The organism is Acidisoma sp. PAMC 29798, from assembly GCF_030252425.1.
Classification (GTDB): Bacteria; Pseudomonadota; Alphaproteobacteria; order Acetobacterales; family Acetobacteraceae; genus Acidisoma; species Acidisoma cladoniae.
On sequence record NZ_CP126997.1, the window covers coordinates 60,036 to 84,732 of the forward strand.

Annotated in this window: 24 protein-coding genes and 2 pseudogenes; 20 read left to right on the forward strand and 6 right to left on the reverse strand. The window is 62.7% G+C overall.

The genetic code is table 11. The annotated features are described in order from the left end of the window. Positions 1 to 173 precede the first annotated feature (173 nt). A pseudogene (locus QP803_RS23705) lies at positions 174 to 431 on the forward strand (transposase); the annotation flags it as partial. A 118-nt stretch (positions 432 to 549) separates the two neighbouring features. Here QP803_RS23705 and QP803_RS23710 read toward each other — a convergent pair. The 4 genes and pseudogenes from QP803_RS23710 to traA form a co-directional block, all read right to left on the reverse strand. Further along, positions 550 to 1,136: pseudogene (locus QP803_RS23710) on the reverse strand (transposase); the annotation flags it as partial. Between the two features lie 283 nt (positions 1,137 to 1,419). Continuing rightward, entirely contained in the window at positions 1,420 to 1,686 is a 267-nt protein-coding gene (locus QP803_RS23715) for a helix-turn-helix domain-containing protein (protein WP_284948290.1), read from the reverse strand. Between the two features lies 1 nt (position 1,687). Beyond that, on the reverse strand, positions 1,688 to 1,948 hold the full coding sequence (locus QP803_RS23720; RefSeq protein WP_284948291.1) for a hypothetical protein: 261 nt from the start codon (positions 1,946 to 1,948) through the stop codon (positions 1,688 to 1,690). A 124-nt stretch (positions 1,949 to 2,072) separates the two neighbouring features. Then, positions 2,073 to 5,369, reverse strand: a complete 3,297-nt coding sequence (gene traA, locus QP803_RS23725) for a Ti-type conjugative transfer relaxase TraA (protein WP_284948292.1) — start codon at positions 5,367 to 5,369, stop codon at positions 2,073 to 2,075. Positions 5,370 to 5,551: 182 nt separating this feature from the next. Between traA and QP803_RS23730 the strand changes: the two genes are divergently transcribed. From QP803_RS23730 to QP803_RS23745, 4 genes are all read left to right on the forward strand, one after another. Next, the gene (locus QP803_RS23730; RefSeq protein WP_284948293.1) at positions 5,552 to 5,992 is read left to right on the forward strand and encodes a hypothetical protein; all 441 of its coding nucleotides are present in this window, start codon (positions 5,552 to 5,554) and stop codon (positions 5,990 to 5,992) included. Positions 5,993 to 6,002: 10 nt separating this feature from the next. After that, positions 6,003 to 8,576 (forward strand): type IV secretory system conjugative DNA transfer family protein, encoded by a 2,574-nt coding sequence (locus QP803_RS23735; protein WP_284948294.1) that lies wholly within the window; start codon positions 6,003 to 6,005, stop codon positions 8,574 to 8,576. Then, a complete protein-coding gene (locus QP803_RS23740; protein WP_284948295.1) occupies positions 8,573 to 8,704 on the forward strand; it encodes a hypothetical protein in 132 nt (43 codons plus the stop codon). Before QP803_RS23735 ends, QP803_RS23740 begins: the two co-directional genes overlap by 4 nt. A 658-nt stretch (positions 8,705 to 9,362) precedes the next feature. Continuing rightward, positions 9,363 to 10,199, forward strand: coding sequence for a replication initiation protein (locus tag QP803_RS23745; protein WP_284948296.1), 837 nt, complete (start codon positions 9,363 to 9,365; stop codon positions 10,197 to 10,199). A gap of 51 nt (positions 10,200 to 10,250) precedes the next feature. On the opposite strand, the gene QP803_RS23750 is transcribed toward QP803_RS23745, so the two are convergent. Continuing rightward, positions 10,251 to 10,667 (reverse strand): hypothetical protein, encoded by a 417-nt coding sequence (locus QP803_RS23750; protein WP_284948297.1) that lies wholly within the window; start codon positions 10,665 to 10,667, stop codon positions 10,251 to 10,253. Beyond that, on the reverse strand, positions 10,660 to 11,268 hold the full coding sequence (locus QP803_RS23755; protein ID WP_284948298.1) for a ParA family protein: 609 nt from the start codon (positions 11,266 to 11,268) through the stop codon (positions 10,660 to 10,662). The genes QP803_RS23750 and QP803_RS23755 overlap by 8 nt, the downstream gene beginning before the upstream one ends. A 542-nt stretch (positions 11,269 to 11,810) precedes the next feature. Between QP803_RS23755 and QP803_RS23760 the strand changes: the two genes are divergently transcribed. The 15 genes from QP803_RS23760 to cas2 all read left to right on the forward strand — a co-directional run bounded on the left by QP803_RS23760 (position 11,811) and on the right by cas2 (position 24,471). Beyond that, on the forward strand, positions 11,811 to 12,113 hold the full coding sequence (locus tag QP803_RS23760) for a hypothetical protein (protein WP_284948299.1): 303 nt from the start codon (positions 11,811 to 11,813) through the stop codon (positions 12,111 to 12,113). Beyond that, positions 12,097 to 12,624 carry a hypothetical protein gene (locus tag QP803_RS23765; RefSeq protein ID WP_284948300.1) on the forward strand — a complete coding sequence of 176 codons (528 nt, stop codon included), beginning with the start codon at positions 12,097 to 12,099 and terminating at the stop codon, positions 12,622 to 12,624. Before QP803_RS23760 ends, QP803_RS23765 begins: the two co-directional genes overlap by 17 nt. A gap of 270 nt (positions 12,625 to 12,894) precedes the next feature. Further along, positions 12,895 to 13,980, forward strand: coding sequence for a tyrosine-type recombinase/integrase (locus tag QP803_RS23770; RefSeq protein ID WP_284948266.1), 1,086 nt, complete (start codon positions 12,895 to 12,897; stop codon positions 13,978 to 13,980). Between the two features lie 7 nt (positions 13,981 to 13,987). Next, positions 13,988 to 14,590 (forward strand): hypothetical protein, encoded by a 603-nt coding sequence (locus QP803_RS23775; protein ID WP_284948267.1) that lies wholly within the window; start codon positions 13,988 to 13,990, stop codon positions 14,588 to 14,590. Then, on the forward strand, positions 14,583 to 15,440 hold the full coding sequence (locus QP803_RS23780; protein WP_284948268.1) for a segregation and condensation protein A: 858 nt from the start codon (positions 14,583 to 14,585) through the stop codon (positions 15,438 to 15,440). The genes QP803_RS23775 and QP803_RS23780 overlap by 8 nt, the downstream gene beginning before the upstream one ends. Positions 15,441 to 15,576: 136 nt before the next feature. Then, a complete protein-coding gene (locus QP803_RS23785; protein ID WP_284948269.1) occupies positions 15,577 to 15,831 on the forward strand; it encodes a ribbon-helix-helix domain-containing protein in 255 nt (84 codons plus the stop codon). 7 nt (positions 15,832 to 15,838) lie between these two features. Next, the gene (locus QP803_RS23790; RefSeq protein WP_284948270.1) at positions 15,839 to 16,150 is read left to right on the forward strand and encodes a type II toxin-antitoxin system RelE/ParE family toxin; all 312 of its coding nucleotides are present in this window, start codon (positions 15,839 to 15,841) and stop codon (positions 16,148 to 16,150) included. A 255-nt stretch (positions 16,151 to 16,405) separates the two neighbouring features. Beyond that, entirely contained in the window at positions 16,406 to 16,630 is a 225-nt protein-coding gene (locus QP803_RS23795; RefSeq protein WP_434082942.1) for a DDE-type integrase/transposase/recombinase, read from the forward strand. A 59-nt stretch (positions 16,631 to 16,689) separates the two neighbouring features. Continuing rightward, positions 16,690 to 18,933: a CRISPR-associated endonuclease Cas3'' gene (locus tag QP803_RS23800; protein ID WP_284948271.1), complete on the forward strand. Its 2,244-nt coding sequence runs from the start codon at positions 16,690 to 16,692 to the stop codon at positions 18,931 to 18,933. Positions 18,934 to 19,044: 111 nt separating this feature from the next. Continuing rightward, positions 19,045 to 19,710, forward strand: a complete 666-nt coding sequence (gene cas5c, locus QP803_RS23805) for a type I-C CRISPR-associated protein Cas5c (protein WP_284948272.1) — start codon at positions 19,045 to 19,047, stop codon at positions 19,708 to 19,710. Then, positions 19,707 to 21,602 (forward strand): type I-C CRISPR-associated protein Cas8c/Csd1, encoded by a 1,896-nt coding sequence (gene cas8c / locus QP803_RS23810; RefSeq protein WP_284948273.1) that lies wholly within the window; start codon positions 19,707 to 19,709, stop codon positions 21,600 to 21,602. The genes cas5c and cas8c overlap by 4 nt, the downstream gene beginning before the upstream one ends. A gap of 3 nt (positions 21,603 to 21,605) precedes the next feature. Further along, positions 21,606 to 22,499 carry a type I-C CRISPR-associated protein Cas7/Csd2 gene (cas7c, locus tag QP803_RS23815; RefSeq protein WP_284948274.1) on the forward strand — a complete coding sequence of 298 codons (894 nt, stop codon included), beginning with the start codon at positions 21,606 to 21,608 and terminating at the stop codon, positions 22,497 to 22,499. A 15-nt stretch (positions 22,500 to 22,514) separates the two neighbouring features. Then, positions 22,515 to 23,144, forward strand: a complete 630-nt coding sequence (gene cas4 / locus QP803_RS23820) for a CRISPR-associated protein Cas4 (RefSeq protein WP_284948179.1) — start codon at positions 22,515 to 22,517, stop codon at positions 23,142 to 23,144. Continuing rightward, complete coding sequence (cas1c, locus tag QP803_RS23825; protein WP_284948180.1) at positions 23,137 to 24,177, forward strand: type I-C CRISPR-associated endonuclease Cas1c; 1,041 nt, start codon at positions 23,137 to 23,139, stop codon at positions 24,175 to 24,177. The genes cas4 and cas1c overlap by 8 nt, the downstream gene beginning before the upstream one ends. 3 nt (positions 24,178 to 24,180) lie before the next feature. After that, positions 24,181 to 24,471: a CRISPR-associated endonuclease Cas2 gene (cas2, locus tag QP803_RS23830; RefSeq protein WP_284948182.1), complete on the forward strand. Its 291-nt coding sequence runs from the start codon at positions 24,181 to 24,183 to the stop codon at positions 24,469 to 24,471. Positions 24,472 to 24,697: the final 226 nt, after the last annotated feature.

A 24,697-nucleotide genomic window follows, 5' to 3' on the forward strand; every position in this document is an offset into this window, starting at 1 on the left:
TCACATTGACCTGAGAAGATCGTGTCAGGGCGCATTAGACCTGCACGCAGGTTCCCGGAAGATTTGATACGATGTGGTTAATCAAGATCCTTGTCACAGACTGAATCAATTTGAGCTGCTGCCGGTTTGGTGGACACCGAGATTAAGGTGTTTCGCGAGATTGGAGGATGCAAATGACGCGACGACAGTTCAGCCGGGAGTTCAAGCTGGAGGCGGTCCGGCTAGTTAATGAACGTGGGATTTCATTGGTGCAGGCCAGCCGGGACCTGGATGTGGGCGAAAGCATTCTGCGACGATGGATCAAGGAGGTTACCTCGGATCCTGGGCAGGCGTTTCCGGGCCAGGGCCAGCTCAAGCCGGAGCAGCAGGAGATAGATCGTCTGCGGCGTGAGGTCGCAAAGCTCAAGGCGGAGCGCGATATCCTAAAAAAAGCCGCGGTGGGTTCAACCGGTCGACGCAATATGGTTGAATTCATGACGGTCAGAGGGGTTCCACGATGGCGCAAATGGGCCGACCTGGATTGTCCGCCGGACAGAAGCGAGAGCTGTGCGGCCGCCGCTCGCCCAGCGCCCGCTTACGGCCACCGCGGCGACGCACGGTGAGTTTTTCTTCGCGGTAGAGCCGCTGGACGCGCTTGCGGTTCACTGCGTGGCCATCGCGGCGCAGCAGCACGTGCAGGCGCCGGTAGCCGAAGCGCCGGCGCTCTAACGCCAGGGACTTCAGCCGATCGCGCAGAGCCGTGTCGTCCGGCCTGGTCGACCGGTAGCGCATCGCGCTCCGGTCCGCGCCAATCACCCGGATCGCCTGCCGCTGGCTCATCTCATGGGCCGACCGTAGATACGCCACGGCCTCCCGACGCGCGGCGGGCGTCACCATTTTTTTCCTAGCAGGTCCTTCAGCGCAACGTTGTCCAGCATGGCGTCTGCCACCATCCGCTTGAGCTTGGCGTTCTCGTCCTCCAGCGCCTTTAGCTTCCGTGCCTCTGAAACCTCGAGGCCTCCATACTTCGCCTTCCACTTGTAGAACGTCGGCGACCTGACGCCGTGCCTGCGGCATAGCTCCGCGACCGCTATGCCGGCCTTCTGTTCCTTCAGGATCCCGACAATCTGATCCTCGGTGAACCTAGACTTCTTCATCTATCCGTCCCTCTCTCCTGGGCCGGACTCTAGCTATCTCTGGAGGAAATTCAGGGGGTCACGTCACTCCCATCTACCTGGCGCTTCGGCAGGGGCGACGACACCGGCCGTTATCCTAGTAGAACTCACAGCACCATCGCTCTCATGCCACGCGATTGGGAGGTCTCGATATGAGCCACACACTGCCCTACTGCCCGGCGACCTGATGTCCGCTTCCCGGCTGCAAATGTAAGTAGTTAAATGACAGAGTGGGGTCGAGAGCAGATGTCGTGGGTTTGAGATTTCATGCGACATCACGATCGGCTTTCCGCCTGAAATCTAGATCAAGCAACTCGTGCGGGCGGAATCCCGTCACCCGAGCAATTTTCACGATATTGTCGATGCCGATGTTCCATTTCCCTGATTCCCACTGGCTAAGATAGGCTTGGCCGATACTCGCTTTCTCACACAAATCGCGTTGACTCCGCCCGGCATACTCCCGGGCGACTCTCAAATTGTTACCAACGATCCGCCGAAACCTAAGCTCCGCCTCATTCACTCCCCTGACCATGCTACCGCTCCCTCTCCGGCCGGCCGTCACGTACGTGACGGATGATGCGTGAATTGTTTTTCTGCACCCCCTGGCCGGGCGGCTGCTTCGAGCGCTCGGCTTTGTCTTGACGTAGCTGACCTTGGTCAACCTCCCGTTGCGTGCGCATTGCACCCTGGGCTTCCTTGGCAGACAAGACCGACTCGATGCTGTCCTTAAAAGCCCGCCGCTCGCGAGCCTCTCGGACCTTCCGCCGCAGCGAATCCTCTTGTTCCCAACTCATAGTCAGGGCTTCCTTCTTCGATTGCCCACCAGCCTGTCGAGACAGACGGCGGCAAGCAGCACCACCACGAAGGCGGCACCACTCATGGCCAAGCCATAACGCTATTCTCCACTCGTGCCGTTTCCTAACGCTCCATGCCCCGATCGAGGTCCTTGCTTCGGCTGAGCGTCCGGTCGCGGGCCTGTTCCTGAGCCTTCTCTCGTTGCGCCTGCATCTTCTCCTGCTGCACCTCGCGCGCAAGGGCTGCGCGCTCCTGCAATTGCGCCAGCTTGGCCTCAGCCTGGGGCCGGACCGTCTCCAGTGCCTCGGCCTCCTCGCGTTCCGCGGGCGGCAGCGCCTTCACTCGCTCCTCCCGCTTCTTTTCCTCAAGGGCCAGGCGGTGCGCGGCGGATTGCTCGTCGCGCTCGTGTCGGCTCATCACGTCATCAACCCGCACCCCGGTCCGATGGCCGTATTGGCGCATGGTCCCCATCGCCTTCCACCGCGCGTCCCCCTGGTCTGTGGCGTAATCCCGCTGCCTCCCATAGGTCTCGATCGCACTCTCGGAGTAGGCGATCCCCTTCCGTATCTCCTCGAGGCGATCGGCAGCGGCGGCATAGGCGGGCGACACCAGCCGTGCCGCATCGGCGACCGTCATGTCGCGGGAAGCCACCGCATCCCGGTCCCGCGTTCTGTCTGCCTCCGTGGCCCGGCTCAGGCTAAGCCCATCCAGTCGCCGCAGCTCGCGGCGCAGAGCCTGCCGGCGGGCCTCCTCGGGCTTTTCCCGGACATTGGGTGCCGGCGGAACGTGCGTGGTTTCTGGTGGCCGCTGTGCCCGCGCGCGAGCCAGCTCCACCTTCGCGCGAAGACTATCCGCCGCATGCTCCGCCCGCGGAACCGACGGGTCGGCTTTTCCGTCGGCCGGGGAATCCCGGCCCTCTGCACGGTGTCTTTGAGCCGGGTGCCTCTCTCCCGCGCGCGCGCCCGTCGTGAACGCCGCATCGGGCTCGCGCGTATCGGCTGGGCGCCCATCGGCCGGGTGCCCCTCGGTAGATTGCGCATCTGCCGGACGCTCCCGCACCACCTTGGACACCACGATCTCGCTCCGCGGCACGAGCCCGCGCCGCTCCGCGTAATCGAGCGTCGTCTCCTTGGCGTTGGAGCGGCTCAGCCGCCCGGTGAGCGCGGCGAGGTCGCAGAACTCATCCCGACCGGCATAGAGCGTCACCTCGGCCCTGTGCCGGGTCATGCCGACATAGGCGAGATGCCGATCCATAGTCTCCGAAGCGAGCACGAACGCCCGATCGACGGTCGCCCCCTGCGACTTGTGGATGGTCGTGGCATAGCCGTGATCGACCGCCCGGTAGTGCTGCGCATCGATCGTCACCACCCTCCCCGGCAGCCTGCCCTCAGTATCCAGACGCACCCGCAAACCGCCCTCCTCCGCGCGCTCGACCGTACCCAACATGCCGTTCTTCACGCCGAGGGTCCGGTCGTTCTCGAGGAACACCAACCGATCGCCCGCCGCGAACCGCCGCTCCCCGTCATTCGTCAAAAACGCGACCTCATCCGTCAGCGCGCCCTGTGCCTGCCGGGCCTCTCGGATATCGTCATTGAGCGCCCGCACATCGGCACGGCGATGCGCCAGCACGATCCGGCTGCTGTCGGGATGGGCCGCCCGATCCGCTATCACGTCGCGGACGATCGCCGCCCGCGCCTGGTCGCGATCCTCGGCGAAGCGAACCGCGCCATGGGCGTCATAAGCGGCCAGGCCCTCCGCCGTCCGGTTGCGACCAAAAGCGACGGAGGCCTCCCTCTGCCAACCCTCTTCCTGTCGGCGTACGCCCTCGAGCTCCGCAAAGCCGATGCGATCCGCGATCGCCCGGAAGGCCGCCCCCGCATTGATCGGCTGCAACTGCTCGGGATCGCCCACCAGCACCAGCTTCGCGCCGGCCTGATCCACCGCCGCCACGAAGCGCGCGAGCTGCGCCGAGGACACCATGCCGGCCTCGTCGATGACGAAGACATCGCCCCGCTTGAGCACATCATGGCCGCGCTTCCAGCTCAGCTCCCAGGACGCCAGGGTGCGCGACGGAATACCGGAGGACTGCTCCAGGCCCTCGGCCGCCTTCCCCGCCAAGGCGGCGCCATAGACGCGGCGCATGGTGCCATCGCCGTTCCAGGCCGTCTGTGCCGCCGCCAGCATCGTGCTTTTGCCCGCGCCCGCCAGGCCGACGACCGCGGCGATGCGCTCCGGCCCCGTTACATGTCGCACCGCTTCCTGCTGTTCCTCCGAGAGGGTTCTGTGGGTCGCGAGGCTCGCCTCCGTTAGGACGCGTTGCGTGCCACGCCCGAGCATCCCCGCCTGCGGCGCCGCCATCCGGTCGGCCCTCTCAGCCATGTCGCGCTCGATCTGGAATTGCGCCTGGGTGGTGTAGCGCGCCAGCTGCACGACATGGCCTGTGGCCCCCCCGGCGTCTCGCTGCTCGGGTTGCAGCTCCAGCAAAGCCGGGCTCGCCATCACCCGCGCAAACGCCGCCTGGAATCGGTCGGGCTGATCGATATAGCGATGCAGCGCCCGCGCCACATCGTGGCGGTCGAAGACGCTCTTCTCATCCGTCAGGATCGACAAGACCTCCTCCGGCCGCTCCCGGATCCGGGCGGCATTCCGTCGCGCGGCCTCTGCATCGATCCTCTTGCGTTCGACGGCCCCGCCGCGTCGCGTTACCCCGGTCGCATGCACACCGACATGCTGCGTCGGCTCGATCTCCAAGCCCCGCTCCAAATGGCTGCGATGGTCGACGCGCACATCGAGGTTCGCTCGTGCCAGAGCGTGATTGACCTGCTCCTCCCACGCCTGGCGGATCGTGCGGAGCTGCATCTGCGACGTCGGCCGGTCCTTCGACAGCAATCGTTTATTGTCCCATTCCAGCTGGGTCTTCTTGCCCAGGCCCTCCGGCGTGACTTGGCGCGTCGTCATCAGCAGATGCGCATGCCGGTTGCGCAGATCCTTGCCCTCATGCGGCTGATGGATCGCGACATCGACGGCGGCCCCGTAGCGATCGGCCAGGCCCTGCGCGAACCCGCGTGTCAGTTCCAGCCGCTGCGCGTCGTCCAGCTCATGCGGCAAGGCCAGGACGAACTCTCGCGCCGTGCGCGCATCCGACCGCTTCTCGGCGAACTCCGCCGCGTTCCACAACGCCGCGCGATCCCGCGCCCAATCCGTCGACGGTGACGCCGTCGGCGCGGATCCCGGTTGGCCCGCCATCCCGCGCGGCAGCACGATCTCCGTATAATCGATGCCGCGCCGGCCAGTATAGGCATGCGTGACGCCGTCGCGGTCATTGGTGAGAGCCTCGCCGGCACGATACGCGGCGGCGGCAACAGCGCTGCGTCCCTGGGTGCGGCAGACGGGTTTCATGCTCAGGTGGTAGATCGCCATGGCGTGCAACCACTACCAAGCACTGAGTTGCGGCAGCAACTCGTAAGTGCGCCCTTAGCTCATTGTATTCGCTCGGGTATGTTGTCCTGGCGGATTCAAAAACCCGTGAGGTCGCGCACGCAACGGTTGCAGATGATCGGGCGGCTGGTTTTGATCGGCATACACGATCAGGGAGCATGCGTGTGGCTAAAATCACTGCCGACCAACTCGCCCGGCTACAACAGAAAGCCGATCAGCATAACGCCAGGCTACAAGCCGCCAAGGCCAGACTGCTCGAGACCGAACGTAAGCTCGACACCCGCCGCAAGATCATCGCCGGCGGTCTGCTCTTCGATGCCGCGGCCAAGGACAAGCAATGGGCAAAGCATCTGTCGGTGCTGCTCTCCCGCATCGATCGCCCCAATGATAAAGACCCCTTCGAGGGCTGGAGCATCGCGCAGTACAAGGCGGAGGGCGGCAAGCTCGGTGCGCGGAAGCAGGCAATGCTCGATGCCAATGGCAGCGATGAGGTGCAGCCTGCAGAGGCGCGGCCTGCAGAGGCGCGAGCAGATGAGGTACGAGCGGATGAGGAGGATGATTTAACGCCAGAAGACGAAAGATCGACAGCAAGCGCCGCTGAGTGAGGGCCGGATCATGCGCACCTCATTTGTTCTCGCCGTCTTTTTCCTGACGGCCTTTTCCGTCGCGTCTGGAGCAGCCCGCGCCGATAGCATCGCGGACCTCGCCCGTCCCTCCTCCACCATCCCCGGCTGCGTCAACGACTGGAACCCGCTCGATCACGTCACCCAGACCTGCGAGGGCAAAGCCGAGGCGCAGATCTGGCAGGAACGCGCCACGGCCATCAATACGGCCCGCGATGTCATCACCGACGCCTCTCGCAATCCCGATCATGCCGACCAGCCGGCCGTTCTCAATGCGCTGAGCACTCTGGCATCCGGCGCCGATGCGATCACGCGCACCTATCATCCAGGTCCCCGCGATCCCGATCCCTTTGCGGCCACCCTCACCTGGATGCGTTTGCGGTTCCAAGCCTACCAGCTGCCGATCCCCACCCGCCTGGGCGACGGTTTCCGGGAGTTCCTCGGCATCCTCAAAAACCCGGCCCTTCTGCACGTCGAGCGCAACACCGCCTACGATCGATCCGCCATCCTCGCCGGCGCCCTCAGCGAAGCGGTCACCGACAGCATCGAGCAAGTCGTGCAGGCAACCGACGCCGCCGTCTTGGCCGCCCATCAAGCGGCAGTCGTCGCCGCCCGCTCCGCAGAAGATGGGGTCTACAATGCCGCAGCCGCCGGCTCCGCCATTCGGGCAGCGGCGGGGGCCGATCATGCCGCCCTGGCGGAAGGACAGATCCAGATCCTGGACGAGGTCCTCGCCCGGCATCCTGCGGAATCCGGTTACGCCGCCCGCACCGGCCGCAACCTCGCCGCAATCCCCAAAGGGCTGCTCGGCCTGGTCGGTCTCTGCGTCTTCCTGGTGGTGATCAGCTTCAAGCAGCGCATGGTCCGCTTTGGCATGCGGAGTGCCTTGGAGGGCTCGCTGCTCTTCATGGCCGCCGCCATTGTCAGCTGGCTGCCCGTGGTCCTTCTTTTCGCGATCGGCGTCTTACCCGGCGGCATCGTACCGGGGCTGCTCTGGCTCGCGCTTTTCGGGGTGCTCTTCACCGGCGGTGCCCGTCTTTTGCCGGCACGGCTCCGCAGCGGCTGGTTCTCTTTTCTCAGCCTCTTCGGCAGCCGCGATACGTCTGCCGGCAGCACCCATGGCACCGCCCGCTTCGGCGAAGCTCAGGACGCCATCGCGGCCGGGCATCTCGCCCCCGCCGCCCCTGCCGATGCTTTCGTTCTTGGCTGGCTGCGCGGCACCGGCCATCTCGCGGACGGGCGATTCCGCCAGGGTGGTCACATCCTTACCTGCGCCCCAACTGGCGCCGGCAAAGGCATCGGCGCGGTCATGCCCAATCTGCTCGATTATCCCGGTTCCGCCTTCGTGCTCGACCTCAAGGGCGAGACCTATGCCGTCACCGCCCGCGCCCGCCGCGACGCCGGACAAGACGTCTTTCTGATCGATCCCTTCGGCATCACCGGCGCGCCGCGGCACGCCATGAACTGGCTGGACGCGCTCGATCCGGAGGACCCCGATGTCGTCGCCCTCGCCGGGTCGCTCGCGGAGATGCTGGTGGTCTCCTCCGGCAGCGAGCACGACCCGCATTGGAACGACACCGCGCGCGAGCTGCTGCGTGGTCTGCTGATCTATGTCGCGGGCCTTCCACCGGAACGCCGCTCCATGAGCACGCTGCGCGAGATCGTCACCGCCGCCGAGGACGATTGGGCGGAGGTTCTCGCCGATATGCTCGCCGACCCGGCGCGCGGCCAGCGCATCGTCGCGCGTGCCGCCACGGCCCATCTCAACCGCCCGGAGAAGGAACGTGGCTCGGTTCTCTCCACCCTCGTGCGCCACACCGCCTGGCTCGATGATCCCCGTCTGGCCGCCGCCTTCAGCCGGAGTGACTTTGATCTCCGCGATCTCAAGCGGCGGCGGATGACGGTCTATCTCGCCGTGCCCCCGAACCGCCTTCGCGCCTGCCTCGGTTTTGTGCGCGGCTTCATCGGTCTCGCCCTCGACGCGATGACCGCTGTGCAGGGGCATCCGGCTCAGAGCCACCTCGCACAAGGGACCCCATCTCATAGCCAACCCGCGATGCGCGTGGCCTTCTTCCTGGACGAGTTCGGCCAGCTCGGCCGCATGGACAGTCTCGCCGACAACATCACCCTGCTACGTGGCTACGGCGCCCAGTTCTGGCTCTTCGTGCAGGACCTCTCCCAGCTCAAAGCGGTCTATCCCCGCTGGCAGAGCTTCCTCGCCAATACCACCCAGCAGTATTTCGGCACGGCGGATTACGACACCGCCCGCTACATCAGCGATGCCCTCGGCCAGTTCACCATCCGTTACCGCACCACCAGCCAATCTTCCCAAACTGGCTTCAGCACCCGGCCCGGCGGCGGTTCTGCGGGGTCAGGCGAGCACCTCCAGGGGCGGTCGCTGCTGACGCCGGACGAGGTCATGCGTCTCGGTCCGACCCGGCCGATCGTCATGATCTCCGGCGAGGCCCCTTACCTCCTCGACCGCATCGACTACCTCACCGATGCGCCCTATGCCGGCCGCTTCGATCCCAACCCCATGCATGGCGCACAGGAAGCCGCTCAATGAGAGTCTATCTGGTCGCGCCCGCGCCTCTGGGCGCCCTGCTGATCGGCTGGGCCATCGGATGGAGCCTTGGTCTCCTTATCCTCCTGGCCGCCACCCTCGCCCTCGGCTTCGGGGCCGCCTTTTGGTAGTGCTGGGATGCCTGGCCGACGCCGGTCGTCAGTTCAAAGACAGATTCGATGCGGCGTGCGCGGCGGGTGAATTGCCCGAACGGGGTGTGAACCTTTGGTCTTTGAAGACTTTATCCACAGCGTAAAGTTCAACTTCGTTTAAATTCAATTTAGAGCCTAAATCGGCCAACGATTCCATAGCTTTAAGAGCCGCATCCACTAGCAACCGGGCGAGTTACTACTAGTAGGTGGGCGGCCAGATCACTAGCAGGCGGGCGATGATCGCCTAGTAGGCGGGCTGTCCGATCCAAATCCCTTAGCAAACGGGTGATGTATTCACTAGAAAACGGGCGGAATTGGATCTCTCGATCCAGGATAACAGCCGATTCGAACCATCATGACAGATCCGGACCAAATTTTCGGGTAGCATTCACTAGCAAACGGGCGGGCCTTGATCGTGCCGCCCCCTTCCTAGGTATCCCAGCGCCCACTTCCTAGGGAATGCGCTGCCCCCTTTCTAGGGAACCTTCAGCCCGTTTTCTACCGATTGAGGTACGCCCACTTCCTAGAGGATGTCCGTTTACCCGCCCGTTTCCTAGTGATTGGGCTCGATTCCCTAGTAAGTGGGCGGTCCACTAACTAGTTGCGAGAAGGGCTTGCTAGTGATAGCGTTCTGGCTATGGCGAGTCTCACAGTCCGACAGCAGACGAACTATTCTGGGTTCCCAAAAGCGGCTGAACTCATCGAGATAGAAGGCGCCCATGCTCTGGAAGCAAGCGACCGAGCTTTGATGAACACCCTTCTACAGCATGCTCACGATTCGGGTCGCCTGACGGAGGCTGACGCTGAATGGGAAATTCCCCTCGCCCACCTAAGGACCGCCCAATCCAAGCACGGCTCAAACGACCGAATTAAGGAAAGCATCCGGCGTATCCGACGGGTCGAGGTAAAGATTGCATACACGACGCCTGAGGGTGAAAATCGTGTCCTTGAAAGCAATCTGCTGAATTTCACAGACACCTCAGAAGACGATCACCCGGGTGCGACCGTACAATTCGGCATCCCTAAGCGTCTGAGACTTATCCTTGTCCGGTCCAATCGGTGGGGTCGCATCAAATGTGAAATCGCCTACGCGATGAGCTCTAAATACGCGATCGCGCTTTACGAAATGGTTAGTCTCCGGGCAAATCTCGATCGCTGTGTCGAGGTTATCGATATGGCCAAATTCCGGGAACTTCTGGGAGTGCCCCCGGGTGCGTACGACCGCACTGATAATTTCATCCGGTTCGTCACCTCCCCAGCCGAGCTAGAGGTCAACGGCCTCAGCGACATGAACGTTAAAATCGAGCTGACCCGCAAACATCCCAGAGCGCCCGCCTACGCGGTCACCATCGCATGGTGGAGGAAGAGCGAGGAGGAATTCCGGGCTGCTTCCCTGGAGAGGGGGCGGAGCAAGGTGGGGCGGATGGCTCGCTTAAAGGGGCGTGCCGAGACGCCAGTCGTCATCGACGCATAGGTAGATTTTCAAATATTCAGATTTCCACATAGCCAAAAATACGAATATTCGTTATTTCTTAATCCAGGTCTGCAGCAGCTCTTCGATGACATCTGACAGGTCTTGGCCATCATCGAGAGCTTGGAGCTTGGCGACGGCTGCTCTCTGGGTCTGCCTCTTGAGATAGTGCGAATACAGCCTCCACTCCGGGTTGGATCGCTTCCCGGTCGGCGGCCTCCCCCGCCGCGGATACTCCTCAACCACCGGCGTCGATGGTGCGGCCTGAGCTGCCCGAGCAGGTCTAGGCGTCGCGGTCGGTGTGATGGTCACTTGGGCTGCTGGGGGCTCTACAATTGTCGGAGCTTCATGGACCACGGCAACAGGTTTGGGTTCGATCGGCGCCGGAGGTGTCACCGTCTCTTCCAGGATATCCGGCTCAGCGCGATGCAAATCAGCCAGTGCCGCGAATTTCGACTTCTTCTCAGCCACCGACAATCTCCCTCCCTGCAGCCTCGTAGACCTCCCAAGCACGTGCCGCGTTCCGATCATCCTTCACGCTGTAAACCGGGACGCCATAGGTCGCCGCTTTCTCATATGCGGCTAGGCGTGGGATTTCAGATGCAAAAACAGGAATGCCCTCAGCCTGCAGCATTTCCCGAAGCTGCAGGCCGTCCGTCCGAGGTTTGGGCGGGACCATCGTCAGCAAGACCTTGTGTCGCGTGTTCCCCAAGCTCCGCAGCTTCGCCAGAGTATGTGTCAAGCCATCGGTGGCCACGCTCTCAGGAACGGCGGGAATCACCAGCAGGTCGCAATTGTCCGCCAAATCTTTGAAATCGTCGTCGCTCGGATTGCCTTCAGTGTCGATGACGATATGCTGGTAGTCTCGGATATGGCTCACCATCTGAGCGTGACTGACGACCTTGAACGGTAGACCTCCCTCCCCTCCCCGTTGCGCCCATTTGCTGGCCGAACGGATAGCATCGCCATCGACCAGTAACGTGGGTGCCAGGCGCTGCAGGTAGGCTGCTATGTGGATAGCCGAGGTCGTTTTTCCGACGCCACCTTTGTAGCTTGTAATCGTAATAATCATCTATCCGCCTTTTCGCCTATGCGAAAATCCAAAAAAACACTAATCTGAATGAATAGATATTCGAATTTGTGGGGATGTGTCTATGCGGATTGTTGGAAATCTGAATGCGTGGTTAGCTAGATTTCCGTCTATGTGAACTTCTGCACAGGTAGATGGTTTAATTTCGCACATGCGGATGCCTGAAATTCCGAATATCCGAAAATCCATATATTCAAATTGCCAAAAAGTCAGATTTCTAGAAGGTTGAAAATTCGACAAACTGAATGTGTGAATTGGTAGATAACCAGACACCTGAAAATCCGAATAGATAAAAATCTCAAAGCTCGGATATTCGGATATCTGGAAAGGTGCATTTCCGGCCATTTAAAAGGCGCATATGTACGGATCATTATCGTGCTGAATAGGATGAAAAGTTTCGTCTATGTGGAAATCCAGATGTGTGAATATTCAGACGTATAACTAGTGAAATCAATCTATTAGGGAGGGTAGGGGGTTGCATGAGATTGTTGACCAAACTGCCCGAGAAACGGTAAGTTACCCAAATGGTCACATTGGTTCAGATTGAGGAGTTGGGCCAAAAAGCAGCCGACGCTGTAGCTGGCGCGGGCGTTTTTCGGCGCGTCCGTGTGGCATCCGATTCTGATGATGAATCTCGCCCAGTCTATAGGTTCTCGTTTCTAATTGATGTTCAGAAAGCGACCCTTGAACATTTGGGCTTGATTCGGATCAAGTTGATTCAAAGATTGTACGACGATCTGGAAGCTCAAAACGACGAACATCTGCCTCAAATACGATTGCTAAATCAGGCCGACTGGGAAGAAGAAGCGCGTGCTCGACCCCACTGAGCTTCTCAGGCTCGCTCAGAATCTTTGTCTTCATCCAAGCCGAACTCCTCGAATCTTCTCATCTGTTGCTCTTACAGAGGCAGAGCTTCGGCGCGCTGTGTCCACGGCATACTATGCTTTGTTTCACACCGTTCTAAAGACAGCGGCAGACAGGTTGGTTGGCGACACTCAACAGGCGACAGGTGCTTACTCGCTTGTCTATCGCGGGTTCGACCACCTTCACATGAAGAAGGGATGCGAAGAGCTTCGGAAGCCAAATTTGTCGGGATCCGTTCAAAAGGCTCTGAAACGATCCACGGTAAGTTCGGATACTCGGGAATTTGCAACGGCGTTCATAGACCTTCAGGTAAACCGCCATTTTGCTGATTACGACCCCACCGAGCCGTTCACGCAGATAGACGTGCAGTCGCAGGTCGACGCAACAGAGAATGCCATGCAGAAATTCGCGAGCATCGCTGTTGATGAACAGCTCGATATACTCGCCTTCCTCCTCGTCAAAATCCGTAGCTGACCGTGAGGGGGAGAGGCCTCTAATCCGTTTCAGACCCTTTTTATGCGTTCCGCGACCACCAAAGTCGGCCGAAAATCGCGGTCACTGAAGTGCTCACGTTTCCGTGACTCTCGATAATCCCTATTATCGAGACGTCACATACGAAGAAAGCCAGTTGCCACAATTACCCTGTGTCTGGCAGAATCGGCTCGGGGCAGGCGGGTGCGGTGTCACGCGCCGCGGCCTGATGAAGGAGCGGGTGATGGGGTTCATGCGGAGCGACGGCGCGGCATGACGGCAGCTCCCTCCGAAGGTCCCGTGTCGGCGGCCGTCAGCGGTCCGGACGCGCTCGCGACCAGCCAGGCCTCCGCGCTTGCCATTGTCGGCCGCATGGCGCCGGCCTCGCCGGCCTCGGCAGAGATGTTGGCGCTACTGTCGGGGCCGCTCGGCCAGGCGATCGAAACCGCCGCCACCTTCGCCGATAACCATCTGGCCGCCTCGACACAGCGCGCCTATGCGCGCGATTGGCGCGCCTTCGTCGCCTGGTGCCGGACCCAGGCGGTGAACGCGGCGATCTTGCCGGTGCATCCGGTGCTGGTGGCGGCCTATCTCGCCAGCCTGGTGCCGGCGCTGGGCAAGAGCGGGTTGCGGGCGCGGCTGGCTGCGATCGCCCACCATCATCATCAGAACGGGCATCTCTGGAGCACGCGTCATCCAGCGATTAGTGCGACCCTGCAGGGCATCCTGAAACAGCATGGCAAGCCGATCCGCCCCTCGGCCGCCCTCACCTCCACGGAAATCCGCCAGCTGCTCGGGAGCTGTGGCGAGGATCTCGCGGGGGTCCGGGATCGCGCCCTCTTTCTGACCGGCTTTGCCGGCGCGTTGCGGCGCTCGGAACTGGTGGCGATCGACCGCGAGCACCTGACGTTTCGGGAGGTGGGGCTCAGCATCCATATCCCGCGCAGCAAGCGCGACCAGGAAGGGCAGGGGGCCGAGATCACCATTCCCTGGATGCGCGGTGAAGACACTTGCCCGGTCAAGGCCGTCGAACGCTTCCTGAAACGTGCCGGCATCACCCATGGTCCGGTGTTTCGTGGCGTCACCGCTTGGGGCACGCTGGAGAACCGCCTGACTGCCGATGGCGTCCGCAAAATCCTGCTGCGCAGGGCGGCACTCGCCGGCCTGACCGTCGATCCCCGTGAGCGGCTGTCGCCGCATGGCCTGCGCGCCGGCTTCATCACCGAGGCCTATCTGGCGGCGGCACCGGACGAGCAGGTGATGGCCCATACCCGCCAGAAGGATCTTTCGACCCTGCGCGGCTATCGCCGTCGGGCCAAGATCACCGGCGAGAACCCCGCCCGCTTGCTGGATTTGTGAGGCGCGGGTGAGGGATGATGCGCGAGACGCGGACGCGTTGTCGCTGCCGAACACGGATTGGCTGCGACATGTCCTGATCGTCAGCGGGCCGGCGGAGGATGTCGCAACGTTTCAAATGGCGGCGGCCGGCCTCGGCGCCATTCCCTGGCTGTCCCCGGACCTCGATCTGTTGGAGGAGGACCGGGTGATGGCGCTGCTCCATCCGCCGGATGGCTCGGCCGGGCTCACCCTTGCCGGCGCGCGGGCACTCGCGCGGCAACTCCGCAGCGCCATCGAGACCAACCAGCAGCGGGTCACTGCCGCGATCGGCCGCGTCCGAACCTGCCCCTTGGATCTGCATGCGCTGCTGCCGGTGCCGGATTGTGTCCTCGCTCTTGGGCCGGATGACCCGGCCAGCCTCGCCTGGCTGCGGACGCATTGGGGCGTGGTGCAGGCGCTTCGCCATGTCCGCCTGAAGACGGGGCGGGAGGACCGGCGGCTGCGCCGCTCGGCCCGGTTCGAAGTCGCGTTCTGGGCGGCGGATTGGACGCCCTGGGCGGCGATACAGGCCATGCGTCAGCGCTGGTCCACCTTGGTCTTCGACGTCCGGCCGGATTACGGCGGTGAGTGACGGGCTAACGGACGGGGAGGAGCGGGAGGACGACAGGGAAGAGGGATCGGGTGATCCCGTCTGGGATGACTGGAGCACGCCGCCCCGGGCGACCGAGATGCCGGTGCTGCATCTCGACGGTTTCGACGGGCCGATGGACCTCTTGCTGGACCTCGCCGAGCGGCAGCGGATCGATTTTGGCCGGATGTCCATCCGCGACCTGGCCGAGCAATTCGTCGCCGCCATGGAGCGGTTGGTCGGCCGCGTGTCTCTCGAACGTCGGGCGGATTGGCTCGTGCTGGCGACGCGTCTGGTGCTGCTGCGGTCGCGCCTGTTGTTCCCCACCAGTCCGGAAGCGGCGATCGCGGCGGAACAGGACGCCGGTGCCGAACTGCGTCGACTGGAGGCGATGGTCTTTGTGCGGGCAGCGGCATGTTGGCTGACGGCGCGGCCGCAACTCGGGATCGACGTCTTCGCCCGGCCGGCCGCGACGGCGCCATCGCGGGAGGGGGGCTATGTCGCGCTCATGGAAGCCTGTTTGGTCGTGCTGCGGGGCAGGGGAGGGCGGCCGGAAGAGGCGCCCGTCTATCGGCCGGTTGTGCAAGAGTTTTGGCGCGTGACGGATGCGCTGGCGCGGATCAGAACGGTCTTGGCGGAGCAGCCGGAGGGTGGCGATCTGAGCCAGTTCCTGCCGGCGATCTCGGTTGACGTCGCAAACCGGGACCTCAGAGCGCGCGCCGCGGTCGCCAGCACGCTGCTGGCGGGGTTGGAACTCGCGCGGGAAGGGGCTGTCATGATCGAGCAGGAGGAGGACGGGCCAGTTCTTCTCAGCTTGAACAGAAGCCAAGCGAGCTTGGCCATGCAGGGTTAGACGTCGGTGAGTCAAGACTGCCAAACCGACGGACAACTCATGCGTAGATCCAGGAATAGCGTGCCCGCGCCTCACCCAGGGGTTCCGCCGTATTCATTCTTGATTATATTGAAGACGAGTACGCAAGGAGGATGCCTTGACCCGCCAGACCACGATGACGGTTCGCCTGAGTGGAGCGCTTCATGATTTCGTGCAGGCGAACGTCGGCGAAGATGGCGTCTACGAGAACGTCAGCGAGTACATCCGCGACTTGATACGGCGGGACAAGGAGCGCATGGAGCAGGACGCGTTCGATCGTCTCAAAGCCGAGCTGACCCATGCGTTCGCGGCACCGGACACGTCGTATCGACCTCTGACCGCGGCTGAGGTCATAGCGCGCAACCGGCGCTGATCCGGCCATGGCGGTTCGGGTTCAAGAGGCGGCGTCCCATCGTCTCGACGAAATCTATCGCTACACGCGCGACCGCTGGGGCCATGAGCAAGCGGACCGTTACATCACGGGCCTCTTCGAGGCGTTCGAGGACATTGACTCCCACGCGGTGATGTCGCGGCCGGTTCCGGCGGCATTCGATGTCGATGGTTTTATGTTCCGCTACGAGCGGCATGTTGTGTATTGGCGCCGGCTCTCGAACGGAGACATCGGTATCGTCACGATCTTACATGAGCGCATGCACCAGATCGCGAGGTTCCGTGAGGATTTCGAACTCTGAGGTTGGTGGACTACTCCATTGAGCAGCGAGCGGGTTCTGTTGCAATTGTGCGCCCGGGCGCGATTGCTTAGACTGTCCAGATGTGTTCGACGGCCGGCTTTGATGGCAGAGAGACGTAACCGTCCGTTCAAGGGTCGGCATCTCAAGTCCAAGGCCATCCGCAGGGCGTCGGATCGGCGCGCGGCGGTCGAGCAAACCACAATCTTCCGCAGGGTGTAGGCCTGTACGGCCCCGCTCCAACGTGGCTCCGACGCCATTGCCGCGCAAACAGGGTCCTGGTGGGTTGACGAGACTTATATCAAGATCATCAGGGGCGGCTGGACTTACCTCTACCGGGCCGTAGATAGCTTGGGCCGGACGATCCACTGTCTCCTGCCGACGTGGCGTGACGCTGACTCGGTTAAGCGTTTCCTCCTTAAGCGCTGGCGCAGGTCCACACGGGCAAGCAGCGCACGATTACGATTGACAAAACCCGGCTGACGCCGAACCTAAGCTCGGGGCACGGCTCACGATGACGGGGTACGGAGCGTTAGAGCCATATGGCATATTACGCGCATAGCAGCTCTGGTCGCCTTGAAAGTCAGTGGGAGCTCATATCGGTCCATCTGAACGAGGTGGCAGCGCTGGCAGCGGACAGCGGCGCCCGGTTCGGCGCGAGCGACCTTGCCGGCGCTGCGGGCGCGTTGCACGACCTCGGCAAATATAGCGCCGCCTTCCAGGAGCGATTGCGGAACCCCGCCGTCACCACCGATCATTCCACCGCGGGCGCCATCTGGGCACGCGCGCATTTGGGCGACAAGTGGGGCCGGCTGCTCGCCCATGTCATCGCCGGGCATCACACCGGCTTGAAGGATGGGCTGTTCGATCCCGAGGGCCGCCTGGCAAGCAAGAGCGGCCTGCTCCCCCCGGTGGAACGTGCGGCCAAGAGCGATGGCTTGGTGCTGCCCCAAGGCGCGATGACTCCGGTCGGGCGGCTGAAAGTGCTGAATGAGGAAGGTTTCCAATTCGCATTCCTGACGCGCATGATCTTCTCATGCTTGGTCGATGCCGATCGGCGCTGTGCGGCTGCCTTCGAGGCCCGGATGGGCGGGCAGCCGACCGAGGAGACGAACCATCCCTCGATCGATGTGTTGGCATTGGCCTTATCCGCCTTCATGGCGCAACGGAAGGCGGAGCCGAGCACGCTGAATACGCTGCGCGGTGATGTATTGCGCGCGGCCATCGCCACAGCCGAGCAGGCTCAGGGCGTATTCACACTGACCGTGCCGACGGGCGGTGGCAAGACGCTGAGTTCGCTCGCCTTCGCGCTGGCCCATGCCAGGAAACACGGCCTCGATCGCGTCATCGTGGTCATTCCCTATACCTCGATCATCGAGCAGACGGCGGCCGTCTACCGCGCGGCACTGAAAGACCATGAAGGTGCGGTTCTCGAACATCACAGCGCTTTCGAGATGGAGGAGGAGGCGACATGGTCCCGCGACAGGATTGGGCCGGATCGGCTGCGCCTGAGCATGGAACGCTGGGACAGCCCCATCATTGTCACGACCGCCGTGCAGTTCTTCGAGAGCCTTTTCAGCGACCGCACCAGCCGCTGCCGCAAGCTGCATAGCATCGCGCGCAGTGTGGTGGTGCTGGACGAGGCGCAGACCATGCCCCTTCCGCTGCTTCGCCCTTGCGTTGCGGCGCTGAAGGAACTGGCGCGCAACTACCGCACCTCGGTCGTCTTATGCACCGCGACGCAGCCGGCTTTGAAGGCCGGCCCGCCCGGCACGAAGACCGGCTTCGTGGGTGGTTTCACGACACTGCGGGAGATCGCGCCCGACGTACCGTCCTTGTTCGCGGCGCTGCGCCGGGTGACGGTGCGCGACATCGGTGTTCAGACGGATGACCAGCTTGCCGCGCGTATCGCGACCAGCCCTCAGGCCCTTTGCATTGTCAATCAGCGGGCCCATGCGCGGGCGCTGTTCGGCGCCATCCGAGACCTGCCGGGTGCGCGTCACCTCTCGACCACCATGCACAGCGTTCATCGCGCCCGCGTGCTGGCGGAGATTCGGGACGATCTGAAGAACAAGCGTGCCTGTCGCGTTGTCGCGACATCGCTGGTGGAGGCGGGCGTCGATGTCGATTTTCCCCTCGTGCTGCGGGCGACGGCGGGGCTCGACCAGATCGCCCAGGCGGCGGGCCGCTGCAATCGGGAGTTCGAGCGCAGGCCGGAGGAGAGCGAGGTTCTGGTCTTTAAAGCCGCAGCCTATGACGTCATCCAGCAACTCAAGATCAATGCCGAAGTTGGGGGTGAGATCTTGACCCTGCATGCAGGCGATCCCTTCAGCCCGGACGCGATGCGGGCTTTCTTCGAGATGCTGTATTGGCGACGCGGCAAGGAGGATTTGGACAAAGGCCGTGTCTTGCAGACATGTGCGGACAAGGCTGCCGACCTCAACTTTCCTTTTCAGGAGATCGCCGCCTCCATGCGCTTCATCGATGACGTGATGGTTCCGGTGATCGTGGCGGCGGAGGATAATGGGGAGGTGCGCCCCCTTATCGAAGCACTACGCTATACAACGCGGGTGGGCGGCATTGCGCGAAAGCTTGGGCGCTACACGGTCGGCGTGCCGCGCCCTGTGCGATCGGCGATGTATGCTGCGGGCGTGGCGGAACGTATCCGACCGGAGGAGTTTGAGGACCAGTTCGTGATTCTGCTTAACCTGGAGCTGTATAAGGCGGATGCTGGGCTCGACTGGAACGACCTGACGTTCCGGACGGCAGAAAGTCTAATGGGATAGAAGCGTTGTTTGACGTCCATCGGGCGGCAACGACGCCCGATGGCAAGCCACCCTTGTCAAGTCATAGGGTTAATGACAGTGTCGGAATTATAACAATTGACGAGTCATGCTGTGATTCGCGTAAAAATCTGGGGCCCGCGCGCCCTGTTTTCCCGGCCGGAAATGAAGGTCGAACGGGTCAGCTACGACGTGATCACGCCCTCGGCGGCCCGTGGCGTGCTCGAAGCCATCCATTGGAAGCCGCAGATGGTCTGGCGCATCGAGCGTCTGCGCGTCCTCAACCCGATCCGCTTCGAATCGCTCCGCCGCAATGAGGTCGGATCGAAGGTCCCGATGAGCAAAGTCGCTTCGGCAATGCGTGCCGGCACGACCGAAGGCGTTGCGCTGAATGTCGATGAAGACCGGCAACAGCGTGCGGCGACACTCCTTAAAGATGTCGCCTATATCATCGAGGCGCGGGTTGAGCTGACGGCCAGGGGGCGCGCCGACCCCAGCGAGACCGTGCAAAAGCACCTGGACATGGCCAAGCGGCGCGCGGCGAAGGGGCAGTGCTTTCATCATCCCTATCTCGGCACGCGCGAATTCGCCTGTGACTTCGAATTGCTGGAGGGCGAGCCACCCCCCGCGCATGACAGCCTGAAGGGAACGCGCGATCTCGGCTGGATGGCGCTCGATCTCGATTATGCCGCCGGCAACGAGGCGCGTTTCTTTCGCGCCACGATGGTCGATGGCGTGATCGAAGTACCGGCCTTGAGTGACGAAAGCGTCACGGGATGACGATCCTGCAATCGCTCGCCACGCGGTATGAGCGGATGGCAAAGGACGGCAAGGCGCCGATCCCAGGTTTCGCACCCGCGCAGATCAGCTTTGCGATTGTTCTCGACAAAGCCGGCAATGTCGTGACGGTCGATGATCTGCGTGTCGGCGAAGGCAAAAAGCTGCGTCCGAAGATCGTGCAGGCTCCCACTGCGCCCAAGCGCACGGTTGGCATCGCGACGGGCGTGTTCTGGGACAAGACATCCTATGTCCTTGGTCGCACGAAGCCGGATATGACGGTCTCTCCGGTTAAGCAGGCGAAGGACGTCGAGCGACTCATAAAGGAACACGCGGCATTCGTGGCGCGGCATGAAACGCTTTTGTCTGAGACGAACGACATCGGCTGCTTCGCTCTGCTCGCCTTTCTCCGAGGTTGGTCGGCGGACGCCTATGACGCTCTTCCCTATGCGATGGAGATGCTCGATCAGAACGTCGCTTTCCGCTTGCACTATGAAAACGAATTCGTCCATGACCGCCCGGCGGCGCGCGCCGCTCTGATGGCCGAAGCGGATGGACAGGACTCTGGGCCCAAGGGAATGTGTCTCGTCACGGGCGAGACCCTGCCGATCGCGCGGCTGCATCCTTCGATCAAAGGTATTGCGGGGGCGCAGTCTTCCGGCGCCGCGCTTGTGTCCTTCAATCTTGATTCCTTCACGTCTTATGGCCACGCGCAAGGTGCGAATGCACCGGTGTCCGAAGCCGCCGCCTTCGCCTATGCGACGACCCTCAACAGCCTGCTCGCGAATGATGGCACAACAGCGAACGGCCGGACCCGCTACCGCAACCGCGTCATGCTCGGTGAGACGACGGTGGCCTTCTGGGCGGAACACGGAAAGGCCGAGATCCTCGCGCGCGCCCTGATGGGCGAGGAGGAAGAAGCCATCGCCGATGACGATGCCCTGCCGGTTGATGAGACGACCGAGACCAGCAAGCTCCGCGATGTGCTGACCCTGATGCAGGATGGTAAGCCGCTGCAGCAGGCGGCACCCGACATGGATGCGGCGTCGCGGGTCTATGTGCTGGGCCTCAGCCCCAATGCCGCGCGGCTTTCCGTGCGCTTCTGGGTCGAGCAAACGCTTGGGGATTTCGCCCGACACTTTCAACAGCATTGGGAGGATCTCCGCATGGACCCTCCGCCCCATCCCTGGCCACCGCCGCTATGGCGTCTTTTGCTGGAACTGGCCCCGCAACGAAAGGCGGAAAATGTTCCGCCCCATCTCAGCGGTGAGGTGATGCGGGCGGTCCTGACGGGTCTGCCCTATCCGCGCGCATTGCTGACGCAAACCATCATGCGCATCCGCTCGGATCGCGATGAGGAAGACCGGCGCACCGGGCGCGTGCTGGAAAAGGTCAGCGACCTCCGGGTCGCGACTCTCAAGGCCTGCCTCGCGCGAATGTATCGCTGGAAACTGATTGCGGAGGACGTGCCCGTGTCGCTTGACCTGACGACGACCAACAGCGCCTACCGCCTGGGCCGTCTCTTCTCGGTGCTGGAGCAGTTGCAGCGCGCGGCCCTGGGCCAGCGAAACGCTACGGTGCGGGACCGCTTCTATGCCTCGGCCTCCGCCACGCCGGCTTTGGTGTTTCCGTCGCTCATCCGCAACGCTCGCAATCATAGCAAGACGATTCGCACCAAGGTCGGCGCCGGCCTCGCGGAGTGGTTCGAGGATCGCATTGCCGAAATCGCTTCCGGTCTTGAGGGTGCCTTTCCAAAGACGCTGCCGATGGAAGAGCAGGGACGCTTCGCGCTCGGCTATTACCATCAGCGTGACGTGTTCCGTCGCAAGAAGGACGTGCCTGCAGAGATCGAGACGGCCGCAGCCACCGCAGATCTATCCGAAGAGGGTTCATAGACCATGTCCGAGACGGCTTCTCCGGCGATCAAAAATCGCTACGACTTCGTTTTTCTCTTCGATGTCCGCAATGGCAATCCGAACGGCGACCCCGATGCCGGCAATATGCCGCGCATGGATCCGGAAACGAGCCGTGGCCTCGTCACGGACGTTGCCATCAAACGCAAGATTCGTAACTATGTCGCCATGGCGCGGGGTGATACGCCCGGCTACGATATCTATATGCGGGACGGGGCGGTGCTGAATTTACAACACCGGAAAGCCTATGCACATTTCAAGATCGAACCCGACACGAAGTCCAAGAAAGCCCCCAAAGACAAAGCGCAGGAGCTTACGCGCTGGATGTGCGACAACTTCTTCGACGTTCGAACCTTCGGCGCCGTCATGTCGACCGAAGTGAATGCCGGACAGGTGCGCGGCCCGATCCAACTCACCTTTGCCGAAAGCATCGATCCCATCGTTCCCATGGAAATCACCATCACCCGCTCCTCCGTCACCAACGAGAAGGATGCCGAGAAGAACGACCGCACCATGGGCCGCAAACATATCGTGCCTTACGGCCTTTATCGCGCCCATGGCTTCGTTTCGGGTCGCCTCGCCAATGACGCCACGAAAGGCACGGGCTTTTCGGAGGCCGATCTTGCTCTCGTCTGGGAAGCGCTCGCGACGATGTTCGATCATGACCGCGCCGCTGCGCGCGGCGAGATGACCGCGCGCGGCCTCATCGTCTTCAAACATGAGAGCGACCTTGGCAATGCGCCGGCGCACAAGTTGCTGGAACGCGTGACGGTCACGCGCGCGGAGGGGGAGGGGCCGCCGCGCGGCTTCGCGGATTACGTCGTGGCCGTGAATAGCGCCGACCTGCCAGCCGGCATCACGATCGAAACCAAGATCTGACAGAGCGGGGCGGTGATGTCGGATGCCGATCTCATCGCCCTGTCCGCGCTTCAGCACTTTCTGTTCTGCCCACGGCAATGCGCACTCATCCATATCGAGCAGGCTTGGGCCGAGAATGCCGCCACCGCCGAGGGCCGCGTCGCGCATGAGCGCGTTCATGCCGTCGAAACTGAGGTGCGGCGGGGCGTTCGCACTGTCACGGGCATGCCGCTGCGCTCCGATCGCCTCGGCGTCACCGGCATTGCCGATGTGGTGGAGCTGCACCGCGCGGTGGATGGCGGGTGGCGACCTTATCCGGTAGAACACAAACGCGGCCGGCCGAAGGCGCATCGAGCGGATGACGTGCAGCTCTGCGCCCAGGCATTCGCCCTGGAGGAGATGTTTGGCGCCGAGATCACGGAAGGCGCCTTGTTCTATGGCCTGCCGCGCCGCCGCAGTGTCATCGTTTTCGACCCTGTTCTACGAGACCTGACCCGAGAGGTGGCGCGGTCAACTCGCTTGCTCCTCGCCGCCGGCCATACACCCCGGATGGCCTATGAAAAGAAACGCTGCGACGCCTGTTCCCTCATCGAAATCTGCCGGCCGCGCATCACGGGCGCCGAGCGCTCTGCCGCAGACTGGCTGAAAGCGCAGCTTGATGCGTAAATTACTCAACACGCTCTACGTCTCCACCGAGGGTGCTTATCTGCGGCGCGATGGTCTCAATGTTGTCGTAGAGGTCGAACGGGTAGAAAAGCTTCGCGTGCCGCTACACCTCCTTGGCAGCGTAGCGGTGTTCGGTCAGGTGTCTTTGTCGCCGGCACTGATGGGCAGCCTGGCGGAGGCCGGAATCGTCACCGCCTTCTTCGGCACGAACGGCCGCTTCCTCGCGCGTGTCGAGGGTCCCGTTTCCGGCAATGTGCTGCTACGCCGCGAACAATATCGGGTCATGGATGACGGGCCAGATTGCACGCGCATCGCGCGGGCGATCGTTGCGGCAAAGTCGCTCAATCAGCGCAGTGTCTTGCAGCGCGCCTTGCGTGACCATGGGTCGGCACTCACGGATGCGGCGCGGGACGCGGTGATCGCAGCCATCGACCGAATGCAGGATATCGCACGCCGCGCCTTGCATGAAACCGATCTGGACCGTTTGCGCGGTCATGAGGGTGAGGCCGCCGCTCTTTATTTCGGCGTTTTCGGCCATGCGCTGCGGGTCACGGATCCGGCGCTCGCCTTTCGCGGGCGGAGCCGGCGGCCGCCGATGGACGTGCCAAACGCCCTCCTTTCCTTCCTTTATACCCTGCTGGTGCATGATTGCCGGGGCGCATTGGAGGGGGTGGGCCTCGACCCTGCCGCAGGTTTTCTTCATCGGATGCGCCCCGGCCGGCCGAGCCTCGCATTGGATCTGATGGAAGAGCTACGCGCGCCCTTAGCCGACCGTCTTGCGCTCTCAATGCTCAATCGGCGTGAGTTGGTGGCGGGTGATTTCCGCATCATGGAAAACGGTGCCGTGCTTCTGGCGGAGGACAGCCGCAAGACGGTGCTGACCGCCTGGCAGGAGCGCAAGCGCGAGGAGATCGAGCATCCCTTCCTTAAGGAGCGAACATCGCTGGGGTTGCTGCCTCATCTGCAGGCGAGCCTGCTGGCGCGTGCACTGCGTGGCGATCTTGACACCTATCCGGCCCTGATTTGGAGGTAGCGAATGCTCATCCTGGTCAGCTACGATGTGGAAGTCACCTCGCCCGGGGGCGCCCGGCGCCTCCGCCGTATTGCCCGCGCCTGCAAGGATTACGGTCAGCGCGTTCAGTTCTCGGTGTTCGAGATCGAGGTGGCGCCCGATCAATGGGTGTTGCTGCGGGCTCGGCTGGTTGGGGAGATGGACCCAGTGCGGGACAGTCTGCGGTTCTATTTCCTCGGCAGTGGAGGCCGCCGCAGGATCGAGCATCTCGGTGCGAAGCCGGTGGTGGATCTGGACGCGCCCTTGATCGTATGAGGGTCACAGCTCTTCGCGCGAACCTGAAGCGTCCGGCGTTTTCCCGATCGGTTCGCGGGCGCTCTTTGCCATTGTAAATCAGAATGTTACGCTGGAGACGTTGCGCGTCGCCTTTCGAGGGCGGTGCGGCGGGGTCGGTTTCGCGCGAACCGGCGGATTTCGGATGCCTTTTCCACCAGGTGTGATGGAGGGGGTCGCTCCTCGCGCGGGAGCGCGGATCGAAACT

Bases quoted from the DNA above. Each gene is read 5' to 3' on its own strand.
- QP803_RS23715 (WP_284948290.1), bottom strand. From the start codon at position 1,686: ATGGTCAGGGGAGTGAATGAGGCGGAGCTTAGGTTTCGGCGGATCGTT.
- QP803_RS23720 (WP_284948291.1), bottom strand. From the start codon at position 1,948: ATGAGTTGGGAACAAGAGGATTCGCTGCGGCGGAAGGTCCGAGAGGCT.
- traA (WP_284948292.1), bottom strand. From the start codon at position 5,369: ATGGCGATCTACCACCTGAGCATGAAACCCGTCTGCCGCACCCAGGGA.
- QP803_RS23735 (WP_284948294.1), top strand. From the start codon at position 6,003: ATGCGCACCTCATTTGTTCTCGCCGTCTTTTTCCTGACGGCCTTTTCC.
- QP803_RS23740 (WP_284948295.1), top strand. From the start codon at position 8,573: ATGAGAGTCTATCTGGTCGCGCCCGCGCCTCTGGGCGCCCTGCTGATC.
- QP803_RS23745 (WP_284948296.1), top strand. From the start codon at position 9,363: ATGGCGAGTCTCACAGTCCGACAGCAGACGAACTATTCTGGGTTCCCA.
- QP803_RS23755 (WP_284948298.1), bottom strand. From the start codon at position 11,268: ATGATTATTACGATTACAAGCTACAAAGGTGGCGTCGGAAAAACGACC.
- QP803_RS23760 (WP_284948299.1), top strand. From the start codon at position 11,811: ATGGTCACATTGGTTCAGATTGAGGAGTTGGGCCAAAAAGCAGCCGAC.
- QP803_RS23770 (WP_284948266.1), top strand. From the start codon at position 12,895: ATGACGGCAGCTCCCTCCGAAGGTCCCGTGTCGGCGGCCGTCAGCGGT.
- QP803_RS23790 (WP_284948270.1), top strand. From the start codon at position 15,839: ATGGCGGTTCGGGTTCAAGAGGCGGCGTCCCATCGTCTCGACGAAATC.
- QP803_RS23800 (WP_284948271.1), top strand. From the start codon at position 16,690: ATGGCATATTACGCGCATAGCAGCTCTGGTCGCCTTGAAAGTCAGTGG.
- cas8c (WP_284948273.1), top strand. From the start codon at position 19,707: ATGACGATCCTGCAATCGCTCGCCACGCGGTATGAGCGGATGGCAAAG.
- cas7c (WP_284948274.1), top strand. From the start codon at position 21,606: ATGTCCGAGACGGCTTCTCCGGCGATCAAAAATCGCTACGACTTCGTT.
- cas4 (WP_284948179.1), top strand. From the start codon at position 22,515: ATGTCGGATGCCGATCTCATCGCCCTGTCCGCGCTTCAGCACTTTCTG.
- cas1c (WP_284948180.1), top strand. From the start codon at position 23,137: ATGCGTAAATTACTCAACACGCTCTACGTCTCCACCGAGGGTGCTTAT.
- cas2 (WP_284948182.1), top strand. From the start codon at position 24,181: ATGCTCATCCTGGTCAGCTACGATGTGGAAGTCACCTCGCCCGGGGGC.